General features: G+C 69.2%; 14 protein-coding genes. 11 read left to right on the top strand and 3 right to left on the bottom strand.

Annotated features, from left to right (window positions below; genetic code table 11):
• Positions 1-47 precede the first annotated feature (47 nt).
• From BSP109_RS07155 to BSP109_RS16890, 3 genes are read right to left on the bottom strand one after another with little or no spacing between them, the layout of a single operon-like run.
• The gene (locus tag BSP109_RS07155) at positions 48-1,154 is read right to left on the bottom strand and encodes a hypothetical protein (RefSeq protein ID WP_101599833.1); all 1,107 of its coding nucleotides are present in this window, start codon (positions 1,152-1,154) and stop codon (positions 48-50) included.
• Positions 1,151-2,377, bottom strand: a complete 1,227-nt coding sequence (locus BSP109_RS07150; RefSeq protein ID WP_101599832.1) for a hypothetical protein — start codon at positions 2,375-2,377, stop codon at positions 1,151-1,153. The genes BSP109_RS07155 and BSP109_RS07150 overlap by 4 nt, the downstream gene beginning before the upstream one ends.
• Positions 2,378-2,381: 4 nt before the next feature.
• Positions 2,382-3,902, bottom strand: a complete 1,521-nt coding sequence (locus BSP109_RS16890) for an LPXTG cell wall anchor domain-containing protein (RefSeq protein WP_146001099.1) — start codon at positions 3,900-3,902, stop codon at positions 2,382-2,384.
• Between the two features lie 221 nt (positions 3,903-4,123).
• Here BSP109_RS16890 and dcd point away from each other — a divergent pair, with 221 nt between their 5' ends.
• The 11 genes from dcd (at position 4,124) to BSP109_RS07090 (ending at position 15,880) form a co-directional block, all read left to right on the top strand.
• Complete coding sequence (gene dcd, locus BSP109_RS07140; protein ID WP_101599831.1) at positions 4,124-4,774, top strand: dCTP deaminase; 651 nt, start codon at positions 4,124-4,126, stop codon at positions 4,772-4,774.
• Between the two features lie 6 nt (positions 4,775-4,780).
• Positions 4,781-5,737 (top strand): hypothetical protein, encoded by a 957-nt coding sequence (locus BSP109_RS07135; protein ID WP_087006330.1) that lies wholly within the window; start codon positions 4,781-4,783, stop codon positions 5,735-5,737.
• A gap of 145 nt (positions 5,738-5,882) precedes the next feature.
• Positions 5,883-8,945 (top strand): Na+/H+ antiporter subunit A, encoded by a 3,063-nt coding sequence (locus BSP109_RS07130; RefSeq protein WP_180959641.1) that lies wholly within the window; start codon positions 5,883-5,885, stop codon positions 8,943-8,945.
• On the top strand, positions 8,942-9,493 hold the full coding sequence (locus tag BSP109_RS07125) for a Na(+)/H(+) antiporter subunit C (protein ID WP_087006327.1): 552 nt from the start codon (positions 8,942-8,944) through the stop codon (positions 9,491-9,493). Before BSP109_RS07130 ends, BSP109_RS07125 begins: the two co-directional genes overlap by 4 nt.
• A complete protein-coding gene (locus tag BSP109_RS07120) occupies positions 9,490-11,139 on the top strand; it encodes a Na+/H+ antiporter subunit D (protein WP_087006324.1) in 1,650 nt (549 codons plus the stop codon). Before BSP109_RS07125 ends, BSP109_RS07120 begins: the two co-directional genes overlap by 4 nt.
• A complete protein-coding gene (locus BSP109_RS07115) occupies positions 11,139-11,777 on the top strand; it encodes a Na+/H+ antiporter subunit E (protein ID WP_087006321.1) in 639 nt (212 codons plus the stop codon). Before BSP109_RS07120 ends, BSP109_RS07115 begins: the two co-directional genes overlap by 1 nt.
• Positions 11,774-12,421 (top strand): monovalent cation/H+ antiporter complex subunit F, encoded by a 648-nt coding sequence (locus BSP109_RS07110; protein WP_257944592.1) that lies wholly within the window; start codon positions 11,774-11,776, stop codon positions 12,419-12,421. The genes BSP109_RS07115 and BSP109_RS07110 overlap by 4 nt, the downstream gene beginning before the upstream one ends.
• A complete protein-coding gene (gene mnhG / locus BSP109_RS07105) occupies positions 12,418-12,909 on the top strand; it encodes a monovalent cation/H(+) antiporter subunit G (protein WP_087006318.1) in 492 nt (163 codons plus the stop codon). The genes BSP109_RS07110 and mnhG overlap by 4 nt, the downstream gene beginning before the upstream one ends.
• The gene (locus tag BSP109_RS07100; protein WP_087006315.1) at positions 12,884-13,636 is read left to right on the top strand and encodes a response regulator transcription factor; all 753 of its coding nucleotides are present in this window, start codon (positions 12,884-12,886) and stop codon (positions 13,634-13,636) included. Before mnhG ends, BSP109_RS07100 begins: the two co-directional genes overlap by 26 nt.
• A gap of 4 nt (positions 13,637-13,640) precedes the next feature.
• Positions 13,641-15,152, top strand: a complete 1,512-nt coding sequence (locus BSP109_RS07095; RefSeq protein ID WP_101599830.1) for a sensor histidine kinase KdpD — start codon at positions 13,641-13,643, stop codon at positions 15,150-15,152.
• Positions 15,149-15,880 (top strand): hypothetical protein, encoded by a 732-nt coding sequence (locus tag BSP109_RS07090; protein ID WP_087006308.1) that lies wholly within the window; start codon positions 15,149-15,151, stop codon positions 15,878-15,880. The genes BSP109_RS07095 and BSP109_RS07090 overlap by 4 nt, the downstream gene beginning before the upstream one ends.
• The last annotated feature ends 8 nt before the right edge of the window (positions 15,881-15,888 follow it).

The raw sequence follows: 15,888 nt of genomic DNA, 5'->3' as shown, positions 1-15,888 counted from the left end.
GAGGCGGCCGGACCGCCGCCGAGGCCGCCCCACCGCAGGCGCAGCAGTCAGCTGCCGTCCGCGACCGGTGCCTCGTCGGCCGGTCCATCGTCTGGACCGTCGGGTTCGTCCGCATCCTGCTCCGCGTCGGACTCCTCGCCCAGACCGGCCCCGCCGGACAGTCCCGCTTCGAGCGGCTGGATCGCAGGCTTGCCGTCCTCGATCGTGACAGCGGCGCTGAACGTGAACGAGACCGGTTCGTCGAAGTCCGATTCCATCGCCGTGACGATGTCGCGGTAGCGGCCGGACACCTGGGCGACGCCCTCCGCCGGCGCGGTGACCAGGCGACGGCGCTCGGTCGACAGCTGCACGTCCGGGTACTCGACCATCTCCCACGACACGTCGCCGAGCATCGTGTTGACCGTGTCGTGCCCGAAGGTGCATCCGGCCGGCATGAGCGTCGTCGCGGTGACGCATTCGTCCAGGTGCTCGTGCACGAGGCGCTCGACCTCGGCCCGCAGCTCCTCAGTGGGCTCGGCGGCCAACTGGACCTCGACCTCGGGAGCGGATCCGTCGACCACTGCGTTCTGCGCAGTGGAGCGGAAGTAGTCCTCAGCGAAGCCCACGCTGTACTCGACGGGGTAGAGGACGGGCAAGCCGTCGCGGGACGCAGGCACGTCCGCGTTGTTGATGCGGACGGTCGAGGCTCCGTCGACGACCAGGTCGAGCCGCGGCAGCGTTCCCGGATCGATGAGCCAATCGGGGAACATGCCCCACGTGCCGGGAGCCCTGACCAGCGAGAACTCCTGCGTCTGCGTCGTCCCCGCCAGATCGAATTCGGCGGTGACCGCCGCTGTGTCGCCGTCCACCTCGGCGTGCGTGACGGACACGCGGGTCGGGAGTGAGGGGGCGCCTTCCAGCGCGGCGTCGGTGAGCGCCCACCCGTCGGTGATCTCACCGGTGACGAGTCGTCCGAGCGCGGCATCCGCGTCCGCTCGGTCCAGCGCCTCGAAGTAGGCGCTCACGGTGCGCGCGGGACCGTACGCGACCATCCCGAGGACCGGCACGCTGGTGACGGTGAGCACGACGACCAGCAGCCCGGCGATGGCCAGGCTGCGTGCGCGTGCTGCAGAGGTGCGAGTGCGGACACCCGCGGATTCGTCGTGGTCTGTCATTCCTCGACCGACCATACGTGGATCCGCTGCGTGTCCACCTCCGCCCAGAGTCGCGAGCCCATGGTGATCCGCCCGAGCTGGCTCTCCAGATCGGGTCCCAGCCCGGGCTGGAGGAGCGCCCACGTCCCGGGCGCCGGTGCATCCGCCGCTGAGGCCCCGCCGGGCTCCGCGGCGGCCGTGCGGTCGTCGGGAACGCCCTCACCCGGACTGTTCGCGATAGGACCGCCGGGGGTGGCCTCGCCGCCCAGGGCGGGGGTGATCGCACCCCAAGCACGGCGGGAGGAGGCGTCGAGGACGTCGGCGACGAGGGGGAGGCCCGCCTCGTTGTCCGCGGGGGACAGGCGCACCTGCAGGAGGCTGCCCTCGTCGCGGATGCCGATGACGATGACTTCGAACACGGACTCGCCGCGGAATGCGGGGTCGAATTCGTCGACGGACAGCGTGACCGCGTCCGTGGGGATCGCGAGGTACACCTTGCCGTCCAGGTCGGTGCGTCGCCGCACCTGCGAGTGTCCGATGCTCAGCCAGCCGCGGCGGGCGAGGCCCGACATGACGTTCGCGCCGGCCAGCGAGGCGGTGAGGCCGCCGCGCGGGCGGCCCAGGATCGTGGTGGCGTCGCCCTCCTGAGCGACCTGCTCCGCGTCGAGCTCGATGGTCCGGGCGCCCAGGACGAGCGCGTCGACCGGGGAATCCGTCGACAGGACGGCGCCCAGACCGCTCGTGCGCAGCTCACGCACGAGGATCGATCGCAGTCCTGCACGCTGATGCCCGGGGACGTCTGCGAAGGGGGAGTCGAGGACGACGTGCGTCACGTCCGCGGCGGTCTCGCCCACGAGGACGACGGCGGCGAACCGCAGCCGCGCGCGTGAGACGAGTGAGAGGTCCTCGATCCGCGTCCGCGGACCCACATCGGATGCGAGCCCGACGCGGGTGAGGACCTCCTGCTGACGAGTCGTGTCCGTGACACCGGTGTGCGTCTGCAGCCAGCGGCCCAGCCGCTCCCGGGCCTCGCGGCCCTCGCCCGCAGGGGCGGGGAGGGCGCGCGTGCCGGGCTGGTCCGCGACAGCACGCAGAACGGCGCTGACGTCCTCGGCCCGCCCCATGAGCACGAGGTCGTCACCGCCGTTCAGCGGCGTGCTGGTCAGCGGGTCACCGGAGAGCCGCACGGCGCTCAGATCCAGAGCGGATCCTGCGCGCTGCGCCGGCTCCCCGATGCCTGCCATGGAGTCAGAACTCCGAGGGGTCGGCCTGCGCGGAACGACGGCGCGTCACGACGACTGCCGCGGCACCCACGACCAGCAGGCCTGCGCCCAGCGCCAGTCCTGTGAGCTCGGTGCCCGTGCGCGGCAGATCCGCGGCGCTGCCCGAGCGCGATCCGTCGCCGGATCCGCCCTGGTCGCCCGAACCGCCGCCCTCGGAACCGTTGTCGTCGGACCCGTTGTCGTCCGAGTCGTCGGCTCCACCCTGCGAGTCGTCCTCGTCGTCTCGTTCGACCTCGGTCCCGTTCGTCACGACGGTGAACTCACCGGTGAGGTCGTCGAAGCCCTCACCCGAGGCGACCACTGAGTAGGCGCCCAGCACGGCCTTGCCGTCCGGGTGCAGCTGGAACACGGCGGTGCCGTCGTCGTTCACGGTCTTCGAGGTCTCGAACGTGGAAACCTGTCCCTGCTCGTGAGCCACGCTCAGCGACACCTCGGAACCGGCAGCGGCATCCGTGACGGTGATCGTCACGCCGCCGTCGGAGGACGAGAACGCCTCCGAGGTGATCTCGGTCGGGTCGATCGCGAGCTCCGGATCGACGTCCTCCTCGGGATCGTCCGTGGTGGTCTTGGTCGGTGTGGGTTCCGCGGTCTCAGTGGGCTCCGCAGTCTCTGTCGGTTCAGCGGTCTCGGTGGGCTCCGCCGTCTCCGTCGCCTCGGGGGACTCCGGGGGCGGCGGCGGTGCGGGCATCCTCGGCTGCCGGGTCTGCGTCGGTGTCGGCGACGGCTCAGCAGTCTCCGTGGGCTCCGCCGTCTCTGTGGGCGTGGGCTCCGCCGTCTCAGTCGGCTCTGCCGTCTGCGTGGGCTCTGCCGTCTCTGTGGGCGTTGGCTCCGCCGTCTCAGCCGGTTCCGCAGTCTGGGTCGGCTCTGCCGTCTGCGTGGGCTCTGCGGTCCTGGTCGGAGTCGGCTGAGCCGTCTTCGTCGGCGTCGGGGTCGGCTCCGCGGTCTCCTCGACCTCGTCGACGACCTCGAAGGAGACGGGCTCCGTCTTCTCCTCGGTCTTGAGGTCTGTGAGGTAGAGCTTGTAGGAGCCCTGCGGCACCTTCGCGTCGCCAGTGATCGTGAAGAAGTAGCGCCCGTTGACCTCGCCGTCCTCCGTGACGGTGAGCTCGGATTCGGGCGAGTACTCGGTGCCCTCTGTCCCGACGACCGTGACGGTCGCCTTCTGCTCAGGCGTGAATCCGGTTCCGGAGAAGCGGATGCCCTTCTGCTCGTCCGCGATGTCCTCCTGGGACACCTCGGCGACTTCGACGATCGCCTGCGGATCCGCGTCGTCGGAAGCGTCGTCCGTGGACTGGCTCTCCGGCGCTGCGGAGTCAGGTGGGCTCACCGTGGCAGGACCACCGGTGGGGATGTTGTCCGGAAGCTCGACGGAGTCGGAGCTGTCCGTGGTCGGGGAAGCAGTTGAAGCGAAAGCGGGAACGGCGATGAGGCCGGAAACCGCGGCGGCTACTGCGGGGGCAAGAACAAGAATTTTCGAAGTCTTCACAGTGTTGCCTTTCGGTCGTTGTTGCACACGACCGCGCAGTCGGCAAAATCCTCCCGGCACCCTCTGGCTGAAAGGGGAAGGCACCAACGTGCGCGGGCGTAGTCAAAGGCCACTGTAGAGCATGAACGTGACGAATTCGAGATTCTCGGAGGAAACGAGGTGCATGGACTGCATTCCGTGCTGTATGGGCGTCCTCGCGCAGGGCGCGGTACATTGGCCGGGTGAGCCTCCTTTCCGACCGTGACATCAGCGCTGAGATCTCCGCCGGCCGGGTGAGCCTGGACCCGTACGACCCGGCCCTCATCCAGCCCGCGAGCATCGACGTGTGCCTGGACCGGTACTTCCGCCTCTTCGACAACCACAAGTACTCCGTCATCGATCCGGCTGCGCACCAGCCGGAGCTCACCCGGCTCGTCGAGGTCGATCCGACGGAGCCGTTCGTGCTCCATCCCGGCGAGTTCGTGTTGGCGTCGACGCTCGAGCTGATCACGCTCCCGAACGACGTCTCGGCCAGGCTCGAGGGGAAGTCATCGCTCGGCCGACTGGGACTCCTCACCCACTCGACCGCAGGTTTCATCGATCCGGGCTTCTCCGGCCACGTCACCCTCGAGCTGTCGAACGTCGCGACTCTGCCCATCACGCTGTGGCCGGGCATGAAGATCGGTCAGCTGTGCTTCTTCCGCATGTCGTCGGCCTCCCAGTCGCCCTACGGATCGGTCGGCAACCTGAACAGGTACCAGGGGCAGCGAGGCCCCACGGCCTCCCGCGCGCATCGTGACTTCTACGTGTCGCCCGCCTGCGGCGACGGCGCCGCGACTGCACCGTCCGGCTCCGCGGAGGCCGCTTCGGGGCCTCAGTCGTCGGAGGGGTGACGCGGCATGAGCATCGACCCCCGCGTCGCCGCATTCGCGGAATCGCACCTGCTGCTGCTCGACCCGGAGCTGGAGCCGTTCGACGTTGTGAGCCTGCTGCGGAACATCCGGCCGACGCTTCCCACGGGTGACCCCGTGCAGGGTGAGAACGGCGCCAGGTCATACCGGATGTCCCGGTACTCGCAGCTGGTCGGGCCGTTCTCAGTCGATCAGCGGATGGCGGACGCTCTGAGCCTGCCGCGGGACGTCTCTGCACTCTTCGCGCTCGAATGCCCCCGCGACCGGGAGCCGGTCCCTCCGCCGTCCTGGATGCCCGACATCGACGGGTTCGTGTCCGCATTCCCCTCCGGGCTCCCGTGCAAGGAGGAGGGGCGCGTGCTCGACGAGGTCCTCGCGGTCGCCCGCCGGCTGCGGCTCGCCGTCCGCCTGGCCGACGAGCCGGACCTGGGCCTCCGCATCCTCCGCCCCGACACGGAGACGAACCCGAACATCTTCGTCTACTCCGAGAACTGGCTGAAGCCCCAGGTGCTGCTGACGCAGGTCGCGAGCGTGGCGCCGCAGGTGCGGTGGCCGCGGCCGCCCAGCCCCCTGGAGGCGGCCCGTGCGCGGGAGCTGGGTGGGGGTGACGGCCCCGTCGAGCTGGACGGGTATGCAGTCGAAGTCCCCCTCACCGAACAGCTGGGCCCGCGTGCCGGGTTCATCGAGATCCAGGTCGCGCTCGACGAGTACACCCCGACGGCCCTGCGCGATCATGTGTCGGGGCCGCAGATCGCCTACACGCTGCGATGGGTCGACACGGACAACCGCGGCCGGTTCGCCGACATCGACGACGAGCTGCGGGCGATCCGCACGGAGGCGATCGGCGTCCTCGAGCGATGCGCCGCGGTGATCATGACCGCCGTCGGCGGAGCGGGTGTCGATGAGAGCGGCTTCCTGGTGTCCGCACAGCAGCTGCAGGGCTGATCCGAGGAGGCGGGTCATATTCCTCCTCATTGACCTCGCGCGCAAGCAGGCTTCCGGAATGTGAGATATCGATTCGTTCGGCCCAGGTGCCCTGTGGAAGAATCGGTAACCGCGACCGGAGACTGAAGGGCTGGGGTGTGAGCCGATGGGTGTGCTGCTGGGATCCCTGTTCCTCGCAGCGCTCGCCGCCCCCCTGATCTTCCGTGCGCTCGGCCGCACCGGATTCGTCGCACTGTCGCTCGTGCCCTTCGCCGGCCTCGTGTACTCGCTCACCCTCATCCCCACGGTCTTCTCCGACTCGCCGGAGCCCGTGGTCGAAGTGCTCGGGTGGATGCCGCAGCTGTCGATGTCGATCGTGCTGCGCATGGACGCGCTGTCCTGGATCTTCTCGCTGCTGGTCACCGGAGTCGGCGGCCTGGTCTTCATCTACTGCAGTCGCTACTTCGACGCCGACGAAGTGCGCCTCGCCCGGTTCGCGGGCGTCCTCATGGCATTCGTCGGGATGATGTACGGCCTCATCGTGGCAGACGAGCTGCTCACGCTCTTCATCTTCTGGGAGGGCACGACGGTGTTCTCCTACTTCCTCATCGGTCAGTACGCGGGCAGGCAGCAGTCGCGCCGCGCCGCGCTGCAGGCGCTCATCGTCACGACGTTCGGCGGGCTGGCGATGTTCGTCGGGATGATCCTGCTGGGGGTCCAGTACGGGACCGGACGGATCACGGAGATCGTCGCGATCGGGTACGACGGGCACGGGCTCACCGCGCTCGCGATCGTCCTCATCCTCATCGGCGCCCTCTCGAAGTCCGCGCTCATCCCCTTCCACTTCTGGCTGCCGGGCGCGATGGCGGCCCCCACGCCGGTAAGCGCGTACCTGCACGCGGCCGCCATGGTGAAGGCCGGCATCTATCTGATCCTCCGCCTCGCCCCCGGATTCGCGGACATGCCCTACTGGCGCGAGGGCCTCATCGCCGTCGGACTCCTCACGATGCTCCTGGGCGGCTGGCAGGCGCTGAAGGAGACGGACCTCAAGCTCATCCTCGCCTACGGCACGGTGTCGCAGCTGGGCTTCATGACGATGATGGCGTCGTTCGGGGACCGGGACGTCACCACCGCCGCTGTGGCGCTGCTGCTGGGCCACTCGATGTTCAAGGGGACCCTGTTCCTCACGGTGGGCATCATCGACCACCGCGTCGGCACCCGTGATCTCCGCAAGCTGTCCGGCTACGGGCGCTCCTACCCCCTCATCGCCGTGTTCGGCACGGTGTCCGCCGCATCGATGGCGGGTCTGCCTCCCACGATGGGCTACCTGGCGAAGGAAGCCGTCTACGGCACGCTCCTGGACCACGGGACGAAGCTCGCGATCGTCGCCCTCATCGGCGTGTTCCTGGGCTCCGTCCTCACCGTCGCCTACTCCGCGCGCTTCGTCTGGGGGGCGTTCGCCTCGAAGCCGGGAGTCGAGGCGACCGTCCGCACAGAGCGCGACGGGCCGCTGTTCACCGCTGCGCCGGCAGCCCTCACGCTCATGACGATCGGCGGTGCGTTCGCAGCCGGGGCCATCGACCGGATCGCGACCAGCTGGTCCTCCCAGCTCCCCGTGGATCCCGCCGCGGACCCCGCGGAGCCCTACCACATCGCGCTCTGGCACGGTTTCGAGCCGGCGCTCCTGCTCTCCGCCCTCACGATCGCCGCGGGCCTCACGATGTTCGTGTTCCGGCGGCAGGTGAGCCTCTTCCAGGCAGCTCTGCCGGATGGGATCGACTTCCACCGCAGCTACCGCAGGATCATCGGCGGACTGGAGAAGACCGCTGCGTTCGTGACCGCACGCACCCAGCGCGGGTCGATGCCGTTCTACCAGGGCGTCATCTACGTGTTCGCGATCGGCGCGCTCGGCATCACGCTGCTGAACAACGACGTCTGGCCGGAAGAGGTCGTGTGGGTCGACAGCGCGGTGCAGGTGCTGCCGGCCGCCATCATGGTGATGGCGGCCGTCATGGTGACGCGCATGACCAAGCGGTTCGCCGCGGTCGTCGTGTGCGGACTGACCGGCTACGCGATGGTCGTCTTCTTCGCGCTCCAGGGAGCCCCGGACCTCGCACTCACCCAGATCCTGGTGGAGACCATCACGATCGTGGTCTTCGTGTTCGTGCTCCGGCGCCTCCCCGCTCGGATCGGCAAGGGCGACAGCAAGGTGACCCCGGCCCTGCGCACCGTCATCGCGGTGTCGTTCGCGGTCGTCATGATGGTCCTGGCGGTCGTCGCCCTCGGAGCCCGCCAGCACCTGCCGATCTCCGATGCGTTCCCCCGCCTCGCCTTCGACGGCGGCCACGGTCAGAACATCGTCAACGTGACCCTCGTCGACATCCGTGCGTGGGACACCATGGGCGAGCTCGCCGTGGTCATCGCGTGTGCGATCGGCGTCGCCAGCCTCGTCTTCGTCACGGGACAGGGCGACAGCATCTCGCCGCTCGGCGCCCCCCGGCGCGGTCGTTCGCGATTCGTGCCCGTCACAGAGCCCGTCCGCCCCCGTCCGCTCGACCTCAGCGCCACGCCGGAGTCGCGGATCCACACGGATCCGGCCTGGGAGGCGCCGTCTGCGCAGGAGAAGCGCAATGCGTGGCTGCTGGCCGGACGCACGCTCGCGCCCGGCAACCGCTCGATCGTCCTCGAAGTCGCCGTCCGACTGCTGTTCCACGCCTTCCTCGTCTTCTCCGTCTACCTGCTCTTCGCGGGTCACAACAACCCCGGCGGTGGCTTCGCCGCCGGACTCGTCGCCGGACTCGCCTTCATCACCCGCTACCTCGCCGGAGGCCGCTACGAGTTCGCCGAGGCCGTTCGGCTGCCCTCCGGTCTGCTCATGGGCGTCGGCATGCTGCTGGCTGCGGGCACTGCGGCGGGGGGCTTCCTCTGGGGCGATTCGGCGCTGCAGTCGTTCTACGTGTCCACCGACCTGCCGATCCTGGGATACGTCAGCTTCGGCTCCTCGGTCATCTTCGACATCGGCGTGTACTTCATCGTCGTGGGGCTGGTCGTGGGCATCATCCGCAGCCTCGCGGTCGAGGTGGACATCCAGCTGGTCGAGGACGAGGACCGCATCGCGGACGAGCTGCCCAACGACGTGGACACCGCGGAGTACGAGCGGATCCGTGAGCTGCTGGGCCGCACGGACCGGCTCGACGTCGACGGAACGAGTGCAGGGGGCCGACTGTGACCCCGCCACTCGTCATGGTCATCGCGATGGGAGCGATGTACGCCGCAGGCATCTACCTCATGCTCGACCGTTCGCTGACCCGCGTGCTCCTGGGGTTCCTGCTCATGGGCAACGCGACGAACCTGCTCCTCCTGCTCACCGGCGGGCTGCCCGGGCGTCCCCCGCTCACGGACGGGGAGAACTTCTCGACCGACGGGATGCTCGACCCGCTCCCGCAGGCGCTCATCCTCACGGCGATCGTCATCTCCTTCAGTCTGACGGCCTTCCTCCTCGCGATGGTCTACCGCTCCTGGCGGTTCGTGCGCGACGAGTCCCTCCAGGACGACCTCGAGGACATGCGCGTCGCACTCGAGGCGACCGGCGGATCCGGGGAGGAGGCCGGGACGAGCGGCGAGTACGAGGACACCGAGTTCGGCGATGAGGCGCTCACGCCCCTGGACGACGATGCACCGGACCTCGACGAGGACGGCACGCCGGAGGAGCGGGCCGAGCTGCGAGAGGCGCACGAGGCGGCGTCGGATCACGACACGGAGGAGGAGACGCGATGAACGACCTCCCCGGCCTCATGCTCGCCCTGCCGATCATCCTGCCGCTGCTGGCTGCGGGCGCGACGCTGATCACCCTGCGCAGCTCACGTGCGCAGAGCATCATCACGATGGTCACGCTGGCCGCGACGACGACACTGTCGCTCCTCCTCCTGGTGCACGTGGACCAGAACGGACCCGTCGTCCTCGCGGTGGGCGGCTGGGCACTGCCGTTCGGCATCGCCCTCGTGGCGGATCGACTGGCGGCGCTCATGCTCGTCGTGTCGAGCATCGTGACGCTCGGGGTCTACATCTACGCGACGGGTCAGGACACATCGCGGACGGAGAAGAGCGACGACACGCCCGTGTCGATCTTCAACCCCGCCTACCTGATCCTCTGCGCAGGGGTCTCGAACGCGTTCCTCGCGGGTGACCTCTTCAACCTGTACGTCGGCTTCGAGATGCTGCTGGCGGCGTCCTACGTGCTGCTCACCCTCGGTGCCACGACCCAGCGGATCCGCGCGGGCGTCACGTACATCGTCATCTCGCTCGTCTCCTCGCTGATCTTCCTCGCGGCGATCGCGCTCATCTACGGTGCGACCGGCACGGTGAACATGGCGCACCTGTCCGACCGCCTGTCCGAGCTCCCGGTCGACATCCAGCTGATCCTCCACGTCGCCCTGCTGATCGGCTTCGGCATCAAGGCGGCGGTCTTCCCGCTCTCCTTCTGGCTGCCGGACTCCTACCCGACCGCACCGGCGCCCGTCACCGCCGTCTTCGCGGGCCTGCTCACGAAGGTCGGCATCTACGCGATCATCCGCACGGAGACGGTCCTCTTCGCCACGTCGGATCTGCGGGCACCGCTGCTGGTCGTCGCAGGTCTCACGCTGCTCGTCGGGATCCTCGGTGCGATCGCGCAGTCGGACATCAAGCGGATCCTGTCCTTCACCCTGGTGTCCCACATCGGGTACATGCTGTTCGGGGTTGCGATGGGCACCCACCTGGGCCTGACGGCCGCGATCTACTACACGCTGCACCACATCGTCGCGCAGACGGCCATGTTCCTCGCGATCGGACTCCTCGAGCTGCGCGCGGGATCGACCTCGCTCCGCAAGCTCGGCGGTCTGTCGACGCTCGCGCCGTTCATCAGCGTCCTCTACCTCATACCCGCGCTCAACCTGGCGGGCATCCCGCCCTTCTCCGGCTTCATCGGCAAGGTGGCGCTCTTCGACGCGGGCTTCCACTCGTCGGACTGGCTCGTGGGAATACTCGTGGGCGTCGGCACCCTCACCTCGCTCCTGACGCTCTACGTCATCGGGAAGTCGTGGAACCTGGGGTTCTGGCGGGAGCCCGCGGACGCGGACGAGCCCACGCCGGCACTCGTGGCCGAGGCGAAGGAGCGGCGCGACTCGCTCGCCCGGACCGGGACCTGGAAGAGCACGGTCCGACTCCCCTCGCTCATGACCGGGGCCACGGCTGCCATGGTGATCGTGTCCTGCCTGCTCACGGTGCTGGCACAGCCGCTGTGGCAGGTGTCGTCCCGCGCCTCACAGGGACTCATGGGCCCGGAGACCTACACTTCGATCGTCCTGGACGACGACGAAGCGGACGGTGTGGGCGACGGCCGCCACGCGCCCGTGCCGGAGAATGGCCAGGGGGGTGAGCGGTGATGGTGGCACGCAGGCGTCGCCAGGGCTTCGTCGAGCAGCTGCTCTACGTGCTCGTGCTCATCGTCGTCTGGGTATTCCTGTGGGACGAGGTCAGTGGGATGGTGGTCATCAGCGGCGCGCTGCTGGCGTTCGCCCTGATGCGAGCCTTCTACCTGCCGCCCATCCAGCTGTCGGGCCGGCTGAACTTCTACTACGGGGCCTATTTCCTCCTGTGGTTCATGCTCAACGTCCTCATCGCGTCCTTCCAGGTCGCATGGCTCACCGTGCGTCCCCGACCGGTGGACGCGGGGTCGGTCATCGCTGTCGACCTAGCGACCCGCTCAGACCTGCTCATCACCCTGGTCACCATGGTGAACGGGCTCATCCCCGGATCCCTCGTCATCGAGATCGATCGTGCCCGCGCCGTGGTGTTCGTCCACGGACTCAACTGCGCGGACGAGGAGGAGCTGGAGCGCGTGCGGGAGAAGACCCACCAGATCGAGACCCTGCTCATCTGCGCGATCGGCTCGCCCCACGACATCGAGGCGCTCAACGACGCACGGGCGGAGCGCGGTCTGAAGCCCGTGCTCGAGAAGCGCGCGATCCGCGAGCGCGCTCGGCGTGCACGAGCGGCGAAGGAAGCGAGGGCACGAGGATGAACGGTCAGCAGGGCATTCCGCTCGTGTCCGTCGATGACGGCATGGGGCTGACGATCGCGCTCGCGATCGGTGCGGTCTTCCTCGCGGCTGTGGTCATCGCGATCGTCCGCATCGTCCGGGGGCCGTCGATCCTGGACCGCATGATCGCGACGGACGCATTCCTCGCGACGATCATGTGCGGTCTGGGCGGGGTGGCGGCCTTCAGCGCGAGGACGGACCTCTTCCCCGTCATGCTCATCATCGCGATGTTCGGCTTCGTCGGTGCGGTGGGGGTTTCGCGCTACGTCTCCCGCGCTGACCTGCGGACCACGTCGCGATTCCGCAGGATGGGGCGCGGGCAGGGGTCCGGCACCATCGGAACGGCCGACGGGTACGAGCCGTCGGTCCCCGAACTCGCGATCGAGCTCGTGGAGGCCCGGCGGATGGATCCGGAGCGAGCCGCCCGGATGGAGACAGCCGGAACGGACCTGCACACGTCATCGATGCGAGTGAACGCCGATCCCGACGATGTGTCGCAGGGACACGCGACACCGTCCGAGGGGAACCTCGACGCGGACCCGGCGGCGGAAGCCATCGCGGATTCGGACACGCAGTCGTCCGATGCGGAGCACCGTGACGACGAGACGCGCGGAGGTCAGTCATGACCCTCGACATCGTGTCCACGATCTTCATCGCAGGTGCGGCACTCCTCTCCCTCGCCGCGGCGATCGGTTCAGTGCGCTTCCCCGACCTCCTGTCGCGCATGCACGCATCGTCGAAGCCGCAGCTGTTCGGCCTCGTCATGGTGATGTTCGCGGTGGCTCTGCAGATCCAGCAGTGGGGTCCGGTGACGACGATGCTCGTCATCGTCCTGTTCCAGCTCTTCACGGTCCCCGTCGCCGCGCACATGATCGGCAGAGCCGGTTACCGGACGAAGCACCTGCGCCGTTCGATGCTGTACCGTGACGAATTGGACGACGCCGTCGCCCGCGCGCAGGCCCGTGACGTCCACGCGCGCGAGGCTGCGGAGCGTGAGCAGGCGGCGCAGGCCGCACGCGACAAGGACCAGGAGACCGCCGACCAGTCCGGCGGGTCCGCGAGTGGAGAAGACAGGACCCCCAACGATCATGACGAGCCAGACACCGGACGCTGAGCCCGACGCCCCACTCGTCCTCGTCGCGGACGATGAGCCGGATGTCCTCGGCGCAGTGGTCCCCTTCATGCAGAGGTCCGGGTTCCGCGTCATCTCCGCTGACGACGGCAAGCTCGCACTGGACGAGATCCGCCGGCACCGTCCGGACGCATGCGTCCTGGACGTCCTCATGCCCGGTGCGGACGGCCGTGAAGTGCTCCGCACCCTGCGCCGCGAGGAGAACTGGGTCCCCGTCGTGCTGCTCACCCAGGTGGGCGAGGCCGTGGAGCGGGCCATGGCGCTGGAAGAGGGCGCCGACGACTACCTCAACAAGCCGTTCGACCCGCACGAGCTCGTGGCCCGCGTCCGGGCCGTGCTGCGCCGCACGAAGAACGACGGTCCTCCGCTCGCGACCGCAGCAGTGCTCCGCTCGACGTTCGGCCTGGCCCTGGATCGCGTGGGACGCCGCGCCTGGCTGGGTGACCGTGAGCTCGTCGTCACGCCCAAGGGCTTCACGCTGCTGGAGTACCTCATGGTCCACGCCGATGAACTGGTCGAGCGCTCGCGCCTCCTCGAGGTCCTGTGGGGGTTCGACGATGCGGTGGGGACGCGCGCGGTCGACTCACGCGTCGCGGAGCTGCGGCGCGTGCTCGGTGAGGACGCGGCAGACCCCCGGTGGATCGCGACGGTGCAGGGTCGGGGCTACCGCTTCGTCTCCTCCGTCACCGGTGCCGATTCCCTGAGGTGAGCAGATGAACTCGTACCTCGTCTTCGAGATCCGCATCTGGCTGGTGCTCGTCCTCGTCCTGCTCGTGCTGGCCGCCGCAGCGGTGGGGGTGTGGTTCCTGCTCCGATGGATCCGCCGCTCCCGCGATGCCGCGGTCCAGGAGACGCGGGCGGCTGCGGAGGCGGACGCGCTGCAGCGACGCAATCGCATGCTCATCCGCCTCGATCACGAACTGAAGAATCCGCTCACGGCACTGCGGACGTCCGTGGCCACCGTGAGATCGGCGGCGGAGGAGGACGCTCCGGACGGGAAGATCATCTCCCAGTCCGCGCGGCAGATCGACACGTCGGCCAGGCGCGTCGCCCGCCTGCTGGCGGACCTGCGCAAGCTCGCAGACGTCGAATCGCGTTCGATCGACTATCGCCGCGTCGACATGGACGCTCTCATCCAGCAGGCGGTCGAGGACGCCCGCACCGCTCCCGGAGCGGAGGACCGGATGATCGTCGCGACTGTCGCGCGCGCCCCGTGGAAGCTCCCCGATGTGCTGGGAGAGGAGGACCTCCTCCTCTCCGCCATCCTCAACCTGCTCGGCAATGCGATCAAGTACTCGTCCGATACGGACACGGTGGAGCTGCGGGCCAACGAGCAGATCATCGACAAGCACCGCTGGGTCGTCGTCGAGGTCGCGGACACGGGGTCGGGGATCCCCGTCGAAGAGCAGCAGTCCGTCTGGGACGAGCTGCATCGCGGTTCGCGGGTGCGCTCTGTCGCGGGCTCCGGCATGGGGCTCTCCCTTGTCCGTGCGATCGTGACGCGGCACGGGGGGTCGGTCGAGCTGTTCAGCCAGGAGGGGATCGGCACGTCCGTGCGCCTCGTCATCCCCGTGCTGGGAGACGCCCCGCCGCCCGGAGAGCTGGAGGGCTACGGCGCACGGGCTGCGGCCGGATCGCGTCCCGTGCAGCCGTTCCAGGATCAGAAGGCCCACACCGGTCCGGGTGCGGGGCAGATCCTGCCGCCTCGCGAGCCGAACTCCGAGGAGCGGCGGATCATGGGAACGCCGCGCCGCACGTCGAAGCGCAGGATCCAATCCGTCAACGGTGAGCTCGTCGATACGAGCACGGGGGAGAACTTCGGCCCGACCGGCGGCCAGCAGGTACAGAGCGGACCCGGGTTCGATTCCGGACCGTACCGTCGCTTCAAGCCCCCGCACCCCTCTGGCGGAGCACCCAGCGGCCCGCAGCCGCAGGGCACGCCCCCTCCAGGAGGGCAGGCCTCGGGCGTCCCCGGACCGGTCGGGGCGGCGGGCGCGCAGACGCCGTACGGATCCGCGCCCGGAGCACCCGCGCAGTATGGTTCCGGTCCCGCTCCGCAGGCTCCCCACGGATCCGGTCCGGCACCGCAGCCTCCGTACGGATCAGGTCCGGGTCCGCACCCGCCCACCGGATCAGGACCTCCGCCCTCGCGGGGGCCCGGTGGTCCTGCGCCGCAGAACGGTCCCGGCACCGGAGACCCAGGTGACGGAGAGCGCACGCCGTGACCAGGCGCCTGTCCCCGCAGCAGCGGCGCTGGACCGTCGCCGCGGCCAGTGCCGCTGTCATGCTCATCGTCAGCGGCTGCGGCCTCGTCGGCGTGCGCGTCTCGGATGAAGCCGGCGGTCCGCTGCGCATCGGTGCGCAGCCCACGATGGGTCCTGAGCCGGACCCCACGGAGACCCTCGACCCGGCGCTCGCGGACCACACGCTGCAGAACGTGCGGTTCACCGACGGCTGTCCGGCACGGGTGTCGATCCACGTGCCGACCGACTGGACCGGCAACGCGTCGGCCTCCTCCTTCAACGCCAGGCCCTCCGATTCGGGGCTGGACGACGCACGGCTCTCCGTGTACTGCTCCGAGGCGTACAGCGGGTCCGCGTCGGAGTCGGTGGCCTCGATGCAGAGCTACCAGTTCACCGATTCCGCGACCACGATCAGTGCCGAGCGCACCGGGCAGGCGGGGCCGGGGTACTTCTGGACATACGAAGCGGAGCTGGGTCCGGAGGAGGCCTTCTACATCGACGAGCCGACGTCCGCCGTGGGCAGCGTCGTCGGCTACCCGATCGCCGGGAAGGTCTACCAGATCCAGTTCAACTACTACTTCGCCAGCGACGACGCGGACGCCCGTGCACTCGCAACCGCGTCGATCGCGAATCTCGCCGTCGAGGGCTCCGAGATCGGTGCGCCGCAGTGGTCGAGCAGTCCGGGGTCGAGCACTCCGGGCGACGGCTGACGGCGGGG

Origin of the sequence: Brevibacterium sp. Mu109, assembly GCF_900169375.1 — a bacterium.
Lineage (GTDB): Bacteria > Actinomycetota > Actinomycetes > Actinomycetales > Brevibacteriaceae > Brevibacterium > Brevibacterium yomogidense_A.
Note: the sequence above shows the minus strand (reverse complement) of the source record. Positions and strands in the feature narration are given on the sequence as shown.